General features: G+C 73.8%; 8 protein-coding genes and 1 pseudogene. 6 read left to right on the top strand and 3 right to left on the bottom strand.

All coding sequences use genetic code 11. The features are described 5' to 3' along the window. The coding region (locus IE249_RS22745) for a glycoside hydrolase family 64 protein (protein ID WP_229859037.1) at positions 1-976 on the top strand (976 nt) is incomplete at its 5' end. 93 nt (positions 977-1,069) lie between these two features. Beyond that, the gene (locus tag IE249_RS22740; protein WP_189707345.1) at positions 1,070-2,572 is read left to right on the top strand and encodes a metallophosphoesterase family protein; all 1,503 of its coding nucleotides are present in this window, start codon (positions 1,070-1,072) and stop codon (positions 2,570-2,572) included. A 66-nt stretch (positions 2,573-2,638) separates the two neighbouring features. Here IE249_RS22740 and IE249_RS22735 read toward each other — a convergent pair whose 3' ends face one another. Next, positions 2,639-3,610 (bottom strand): TauD/TfdA dioxygenase family protein, encoded by a 972-nt coding sequence (locus tag IE249_RS22735; protein ID WP_189707343.1) that lies wholly within the window; start codon positions 3,608-3,610, stop codon positions 2,639-2,641. A 116-nt stretch (positions 3,611-3,726) separates the two neighbouring features. Between IE249_RS22735 and IE249_RS22730 the strand changes: the two genes are divergently transcribed. After that, a complete protein-coding gene (locus IE249_RS22730; protein WP_189707341.1) occupies positions 3,727-4,557 on the top strand; it encodes an aldo/keto reductase in 831 nt (276 codons plus the stop codon). 59 nt (positions 4,558-4,616) lie between these two features. Next, complete coding sequence (locus tag IE249_RS22725) at positions 4,617-5,234, top strand: DNA polymerase ligase N-terminal domain-containing protein (protein WP_189707340.1); 618 nt, start codon at positions 4,617-4,619, stop codon at positions 5,232-5,234. Between the two features lie 15 nt (positions 5,235-5,249). Here the strand turns inward: IE249_RS22725 and IE249_RS22720 are convergent, their stop codons facing one another. Together IE249_RS22720 and IE249_RS22715 are read right to left on the bottom strand one after the other, a co-directional pair. Continuing rightward, positions 5,250-5,726 (bottom strand): peroxiredoxin, encoded by a 477-nt coding sequence (locus IE249_RS22720; protein ID WP_308434393.1) that lies wholly within the window; start codon positions 5,724-5,726, stop codon positions 5,250-5,252. Next, complete coding sequence (locus IE249_RS22715; protein ID WP_189707338.1) at positions 5,723-6,103, bottom strand: DoxX-related protein; 381 nt, start codon at positions 6,101-6,103, stop codon at positions 5,723-5,725. Before IE249_RS22715 ends, IE249_RS22720 begins: the two co-directional genes overlap by 4 nt. A 137-nt stretch (positions 6,104-6,240) precedes the next feature. Between IE249_RS22715 and IE249_RS22710 the strand changes: the two genes are divergently transcribed. Both IE249_RS22710 and IE249_RS38165 read left to right on the top strand, forming a co-directional pair. Beyond that, a complete protein-coding gene (locus IE249_RS22710; protein ID WP_189707336.1) occupies positions 6,241-7,239 on the top strand; it encodes an ATP-dependent DNA ligase in 999 nt (332 codons plus the stop codon). A gap of 81 nt (positions 7,240-7,320) precedes the next feature. Then, a pseudogene (locus IE249_RS38165) lies at positions 7,321-7,738 on the top strand (hydroxymethylbilane synthase); the annotation flags it as partial.

Raw genomic sequence — 7,738 nt, 5'->3', positions numbered from 1 at the left:
CTTCCACCCCTGGCCGGCCGGCGGCAACCCGCCCACGCCCGCCCCGGACGCCTCGATCCCGGGGCCGGCCGCCGGGCAGTCCACGACCATCCGGATCCCGAAGTTCTCCGGCCGGATCTACTTCTCCTACGGGCAGAAGCTCGTGTTCAAGCTGACCACCGGCGGTCTGGTCCAGCCCGCCGTGCAGAACCCGAGCGACCCCAACCGCAACATCCTGTTCAACTGGTCGGAGTTCACGTACGACGACTCGGGCCTGTGGATCAACAGCACCCAGGTGGACATGTTCTCCGTGCCCTATGCGGTGGGCGTCCAGCGCGCCGACGGGAGCACGGTGAGCACCGGCCATCTCAAGTCCGGCGGCTACAACGGCGTGTTCGGTGCGCTGCGGGCCCAGTCCGGCGGCTGGGGCGGCCTGATCCAGACCCGGTCGGACGGCACCGTGCTGCGCGCGCTGTCCCCCGGGCACGGTCTGGAGACCGGCGCCCTGCCGGGCGGCGTGCTCGACGACTACATCAACCGGGTGTGGCAGAAGTACGCCTCGACCACCCTCACGGTCACACCCTTCGCCGACCGGCCGGGCACCAAGTACTACGGGCGGGTCTCGGGCAGCGTCATGAACTTCACCAACTCCTCCGGCGCCGTGGTCACCAGCTTCCAGAAGCCGGACGCGGACAGCGTCTTCGGCTGCCACAAACTGCTGGACGCCCCCAACGACCAGGTGCGCGGGCCCATTTCACGCACGCTGTGCGCCGGATTCAACCGCTCCACCCTGCTGGTGAACCCCGACCAGCCGGACACCTCGGCCTCCGGCTTCTACCAGGACCCGGTGACCAACCACTACGCGCGGATCATCCACGAGCGGATGGCCGACTCCAGGGCGTACGCGTTCGCCTTCGACGACGTGGGCAATCACGAGTCCCTGGTCCACGACGGCGCCCCGCTGCAGGGCTACCTCACCCTCGATCCCCTGAACTAGACGGCGGACGGTCTCCCACGGGTCCGGTGGCGGCGGCACGCGTCACCGGACCCAACTCGTGTGAGCAGGATGATCGTTGTTACGGTGCACGGCGTGTCTGACTCCTCGCGCGATACCGTCGAAGGCGCCGGCTGGAGCGCCTCCGAACCCGGCACGTACCGCAAACTGCTGCCCGGCCGGGTCAAGAAGCTGTCCTGGCTGGATCCCCGGACCCTGTGGGCGGCGCGCAACGGCGTGGTCGCGTCCTGGTTCGGCGATCCGACGGGCCGCACCCGGGCCCGCTGGGTGGCCCAGCGGGCGGCGGCCGGCGCACCCGCCGACAAGGTGATCCGGCGCGAGGAGGCGGACCGGTTCTCCTTCATGGTGATCGGGGACACCGGCGAGGGCGACGAGTCGCAGTACGCCGTCGTGCCCGGCTTCCTGAGGGTGAGTCAGGGGACTTCCTTCGGTGTGATCGCCAGTGACGTGATCTACCCGGTCGGCAGGGCCGACGACTACGGCACCAAGTTCTTCCGCCCGTACCGCGATTATCCGGCGCCGCTGTACGCGATACCCGGCAACCACGACTGGTACGAGGATCTGGGCGGCTTCATGCGGGTCTTCTGCGGGGACGCCCCGCCGTTGCCGCCGGAGCCCAGGCCCCGGCCGCTCGGCCGCGACTGGTGGCGGGCCCTGCTGTGGCACCGGCCGCGACCGGCCGACGAGCAACGCCTGGCCGAAGCACGGGAGTTGCGCTCGGCGCCCGGTCAGCGGGCCGTCCAGCCGGGGCCGTACTGGGCGATCGACGCCGGGCCCGTGCGGATCGTCGGCATCGACACCGGTCTGCTGGGCACGATCGACGCCGAACAGGGCGCCTGGCTGCGGGAGGTGTCGCGGGGGCCCCGGCCCAAGATCCTCCTCACCGGTTCCCCGCTGTACGTGGACGGCGAGCACCACCCCTGCCCGATCGAGGGCGGCGGCACCGTCGACGACATCGTCCGCGACCCGGCGCACCACTACGTGGCGGCGATCGGCGGCGACATCCACAACTACCAGCGCTACCCGGTGGAGGTGGGCGGCCGCACGATCCAGTACGTCGTCTCCGGGGGCGGCGGCGCGTTCATGCACGCCACGCACACCATCCCGCGCGTGTCCGTGGGCGGCGTCGAGGAGACCGGCTTCCGCTGCTATCCACTGCGCGGCGACTCCCTCGCCTTCTACAGCCGCCTCTACGGCCGCCGGCTGCGGCTGCGCCGCTTCTTCACGCTCACCGAGGCGGAGGCGATGGCCGTGGTCGCCGAACGGATCGGGGTGCCGCCGGTGCGGAGCCCGGGCGCGCCCGTGCGGGTCACCCGGCGGGTCCGGCTGGTCGCGAGCCTGCTGGGGGCCGGCCGCCGCACGGACCGCCGGGCCCGCCTCCGGCTGCCCGTGCGGAAGATCTACACCCGGTTGTTCTCGCCGAGTTCGGCCACCTACAGCCCGCCCTTCTTCAAATCCTTCCTGCGCCTGGACGTCACTGCGGAGGCGATCCGCCTGCGCTGCTTCGCGGCCACCGGCAACCTCGCCCAGGAACTCGACCCACCCGTCGAGGACGAGGTGACCGTCCCGCTGGTGTGACCGGTGCGGGCGGGACCGGGGCCGAAGGACCGTCGCGCGAGGCCCTCCGGGGAGGGGCGGCCGGTGTCACCAGCGGCCCGGTTCGCTGCCCGTGACGGGCTGGGAGGGGCGGCCGTCCACGCCCACCGGGACCTCGCCGGCGAGCATCACCCGGTGCATGACGCGCGGGTGGCCGAGGTGGGCGTTGTCGCTGGGGGCCAGGTGGATGACGGCCCGGTTGTCCCAGAAGGCCACGCTGCCCGGCTCCCAGCGGAAGCGGACGGTGTACTCCGGCCGGACCGCCTGCTCCAGCAGCATGTCCAGGACGGCCGCGCTCTCCGCGCGCGAGAGGCCCTCGATCTGCTCGACGTAGTAGCCGTTGACGAACAGCAGCCGCTCCCCCGTCACGGGGTGCACGCGCACGAGCGGGTGCACGGTGGCGATCTGATGCTCCATCAGGTGACGGACGTAGGCGTCGTCGCCGGGGCGCATCCGGTAGCCGACGCCGAGCCGGTGCTCGGCGCGCAGGCCGTCGGCGAAGGCGCGCACCGGGGCGGAGAGGCCGGCGTAGGCGGCGGCCAGGTTGGACCAGGTGGTGTCACCGCCGTAGGGCGGGACGGTCTCGGCGCGCAGGATCGTCGCGGCGGGCGGGTCGACGCGCGCGCCGTGGTCGCAGTGCCAGCCGCGCAGCAACGTGTGCCGGCGCCGGTTCAGCCACTCCTCGTGGTCCATGCCGAACCGCCCGCCGAGTTCGAGTCGGTCCGCGGTGGTCTCGATCTCGGGCACGTCCGCGGGCGAGGCGCCGCCGCGCCGCCGCAGGACCACCGGTTCCCCGAAGCGGCGGGCGAACGCCACATGGCCCGCGTGGTCCAGCCGCTGTCCGCGGAAGAACACCACCTTCCAGCGCAGCACCGCAGCGCGGATCGCGGCGATCTGGGCGTCGTCCGGCCCGGCGGCGAGGTCCACCCCGGTGATCTCGGCCCCGATGTGCCCGGCGACCGGGTGCACCCCGATCCCGCCGGTCCGCCCGGTGTCCGCCGCTCGCGTGTCCGTCGTCATGCGCGCCTCCCGCATCTCGGTGACCGGTCCGCTCCAGAAGATCGTGACAGCGTTCGACGCCCGGGGCGAGGCGTCGGGATACTGGCCGTACGGCACAGTCAACGGGAAGGCACACCGTGATCGGCATCCCGGCGCACACCCTGAACGACGGCACACCGCTCCCCGCGATCGGCCTGGGCACCTGGCCGATGGACGACACCGAAGCCGAACGCGCCGTGCGCGACGCCCTCGGCGTCGGCTACCGCCTGATCGACACGGCGGTCAACTACCGCAACGAGACGGGCGTGGGCCGCGCGATCGCCGGCTCCGGCGTCCCGCGCGAGGAGATCGTGGTGACGACGAAGCTCCCGGGCCGGCACCACGGGTACGAGGAGACCCTCGCCTCGTTCGAGGAGTCCCGGCGGCGGCTCGGCCTGGACCGGGTGGACCTGTACCTCATCCACTGGCCGCTGCCCCGGGTCGGAAAGTACGTGGAGTCCTGGAAGGCCATGATCAAGCTCCGTGAGGACGGGCTGGTGCGCTCGATCGGCGTCTCCAACTTCACCCGCGAGCACATCGAGCGTCTCGAGAAGGAGACCGGGGTGCTGCCCGCGGTGAACCAGGTCGAGATGCACCCCCTGTTCCCGCAGCGGGAGCTGCGCGCCTTCCACGCGGACAAGGGCATCCGCACCGAGAGCTGGAGTCCGCTGGGCCGCGGCTCGCGCCTGCTGGCGGACCCCGCGGTCCTGGGGGTGGCCGGGGCCCTCGGGGTGACCCCCGCCCAGGCGGTCCTGCGCTGGCACACCCAGCTCGGCGCGGTCCCGGTCCCGAAGTCCTCCGACCCGGCCAGGCAGCGCGAGAACCTGGACGTCCTCGGCTTCGAGCTCGCCCCGGCCCAGCTCGAGACCCTCGCCCTCGATCCCCCGCAGCGCCTCGGCGGCGACCCGGAGACCCACGAGGAGTTCTGACCGGGCCTGGGTACCCGGGGGTCGCCAGTGACGCGCGGGACGTGAGGAAGGTGGTTCGCGTGGCCGGGGACGAGCGGTTGCGGGAGTACCGGCGCAAGCGGGACTTCGGGCGCACGCGCGAGCCGTCGGGGCGGCGGGAGACGCCCGGGCCGGAGCCCCGGTTCGTGGTGCAGATCCACGACGCGCGGCGGATGCACTTCGACTTCCGGCTCCAGGTGGGCGACGTGCTGAAGTCCTGGTCGGTGCCGAAGGGGCCCTCCGGCGACCCGCACGACAAGCGGCTCGCCGTGCCCACCGAGGACCATCCGCTGGAGTACGAGGACTTCGAGGGCGTGATCCCGAAGGGCGAGTACGGCGGCGGCACGGTGATCGTCTGGGACCGCGGTACGTACGAGCCGCTGAGTCACGACCGCAGGGGGCGGCCCGTCGGCTTCGCCGAGTCGCTGGAGCACGGGCACGCCACCTTCCGGCTGCGCGGCTCCAAGCTGCGCGGCGAGTACGCGCTCACCCGCTTCCGGGGCGGGCGGGACGGCGGGGAGGAGGAGGCGTGGCTGCTCGTGCGCAAGGCCGGCGGCGGCCCGGCCGGCGGGCACAGCACCCCCGATCCGCGCCGGGCCCGCTCCGTGCGCACCGGCCGCACCCTGGCCCAGGTTGCGGCCGAGGGCGGGGAGGAGTGAGAGGACCGGGGCGTCTCAGCCGCGGTGGGCCCTGTGGGCGCGCAGCGCGGCGAGGGCCCGGTCGGCGTGGGTGTTCATGCGCAGTTCGCTGCGGACGACCTCCAGTACCGTACGGTCCTCGGCGAGCACGAAGGTGGCCCGCTTGGTGGGTGCCAGTGAGAAGCCGCGCAGCACACCGAAGCGTTCCCGTACGGCGCCGTCGGCGTCGGACAGCAGCGGCATGCCGAGCCCGTGCCGCCCGGTGAACTCCCGCTGTCGCTCCACCGGGTCCCCGCTGATGCCGACCGGCCGGGCGCCCACGGCCGCGAACTCGGCGGCGAGGTCCCGGAAGTGGCAGGCCTCGGCCGTGCAGCCGGGGGTGAGGGCGGCCGGGTAGAAGAACAGCACCACCGGCCCGCCGGCGAGCAGTCCGGTCAGGGTGCGCACGGTGCCCGTCTCGTCGGGCAGGGCGAAGTCCTCGACGGTGTCGCCCGCCTTCACGGGGGCGCTCATGCCCTGCTGTCCGCACTCTTGGCCACGCCCCGCGCCCACAGCACCAGGGGTACCTGGAGGGGCAGCCGCCCGAACGCCACCGCGCGCTGCGGGGCGGGGCGGCGGCGCCAGTCCACGGCCATCTTGACGTTCGCCGGGAAGACGCCGACGAAGAAGGCGGCCGTCGCGAGGGCGGCCGCCCTGCGGGTCCTCGGCAGGGCCACGCCCGCGGCCAGCGCGAGTTCGGCGGCGCCGCTGGCGTAGGTCCAGGCGCGGCGGCCGCCCGGCAGGGCGCGCGGGACGATCCCGTCGAACTGGCGGGGCGCGGCGAAGTGCGCGGCTCCCGCGGTGGCCAGCAGACCGGCGAGCAGCAGGGACGAGCGTTCGGACCGGGGCACGGTTCCTCCTCGTGGGTGATCTGCCGCGCGATCCTACTGGACGGTAAGTATGTGGTCGCGGCCGAGAGGGCCACCCGTTCCGGGGAAACCGCCCGCGAGGAGGCTTGACGAGAAGTCGGTACGTCGACATTCCAGCCGTGACCCTCCCGCTCATCGCGCCCATGCTCGCCACGCCCGGCACCCTGCCGCCCGCCGCGCAGGACGCGCGCTGGGCGTACGAGACCAAGCAGGACGGCCAGCGTGCGGTCGCCTACCTGGACGGCGCCGGCGGCCTGCTGCTGCGGGCGCGCTCCGGGGAGGACATCACCGCCGCCTACCCCGAACTGCGGCCCCTCGGCCGGGCCCTGGGCGGCACGCCCGCGATCCTGGACGGCGAGGTGCTGGCCCTGGACGAGGAGGGCCGTGCCGACTTCCAGCTGCTGCAGGGCCGCATGGGCCTGGCCCACGCCCCGGACCGCGCGGCGCGCCGGGCCGCCCAAGTGCCGGTCCACCTGGTGCTGTTCGACCTGATGTACCTCGGGACGCGCCGGCTGGTCCGGATGCCCTACGCCGGGCGCCGCGAGCGGCTGGCGGAGCTGGGCCTCTCGGGGCCGTACTGGTCGACTCCCGGGGCCATCGTCGGGCACGGCGCCGAGGCGCTGGCGGCCACCCGTGAGCACCGTATGGAGGGCCTGGTCTGCAAGCGGCTGGACTCGGTCTACGAGCCGGGGGTGCGGTCCCGCGCCTGGATCAAGATCCGCAACATGGCGAGCGAGGACGTCCTGGTGGGCGGCTGGCTGCCCGGCAAGGGCCGGCTGACCGGGCTGCCGGGCGCGGTGCTGGTGGGCCAGCGGGCGGGCGGCCGGCTGCGGTACGTGGGCAGCGTGGGCACCGGCTGGAGCGAGGCGGAGCGGGAGGAGCTGGCCGGGCTGCTGGCGGCCCTGGCCAGCGACGTGTGCCCCTTCGATCCCGTACCGGCGGCGCGCGGGGCGCGCTGGGTGCTGCCCCGGCTGGTCGGGGAGGTCCGCTACAGCGTCCGCACCCGGGCCGGGATGCTGCGCCAGCCCTCCTGGCTCCGCCTCCGCCCGGACCTCGCCCCCGAGGACGCGGCGGCGGACCTGCCGGAGGGCCCCCTCGGCCGCGGCCCGGGCGCCTGAATCCGCGGGACGCGGGGGTCGCGAGCGGTGCGTGTCGTGGTCGGTCACGCAGGGGGGTGGCCAAGGTCTATCGTGTCCCGCATGTCCGTGCCCGAGCTGATCCGTGTCGTCTCCCGTGACTCGCCCATGGCGCTCGCCCAAGTGGCGCGCGTACGCGCCGAGTTGGCTGCCGCGCACCCAGGGGTGCGCACCGAGGTCGTACCGGTGCGGACCACCGGTGACAAGTGGCTCGGCGACCTGTCGAAGGTCGAGGGCAAGGGGGCGTTCACGAAGGAGGTGGACGCCGCGCTGCTGGCCGGCGAGGCGGATCTCGCGGTGCACTGCCTGAAGGACGTGCCCGCCGACCGGCCGCTGCCGGCGGGGACGACGTTCGCCGCGTTCCTGAAGCGTGACGACGTCCGGGACGCCCTCGTTCACCCCGACGGGCTCACCCTGGACCGGCTTCCGGCCGGCACCAGGATCGGCACGTCGGCGGTACGCCGGGTCGCCCAGCTGGCCG

It is taken from the genome of Streptomyces anandii JCM 4720 (assembly GCF_014650655.1).
Taxonomy (GTDB): domain Bacteria; phylum Actinomycetota; class Actinomycetes; order Streptomycetales; family Streptomycetaceae; genus Streptomyces; species Streptomyces anandii.
The sequence above is the reverse complement of the archived record's forward strand: the minus strand, read 5'-3'. Positions and strand labels throughout refer to the sequence as shown.

Bases quoted from the DNA above. Each gene is read 5' to 3' on its own strand.
- IE249_RS22735 (WP_189707343.1), bottom strand. From the start codon at position 3,610: ATGACGACGGACACGCGAGCGGCGGACACCGGGCGGACCGGCGGGATC.
- IE249_RS22720 (WP_308434393.1), bottom strand. From the start codon at position 5,726: ATGAGCGCCCCCGTGAAGGCGGGCGACACCGTCGAGGACTTCGCCCTG.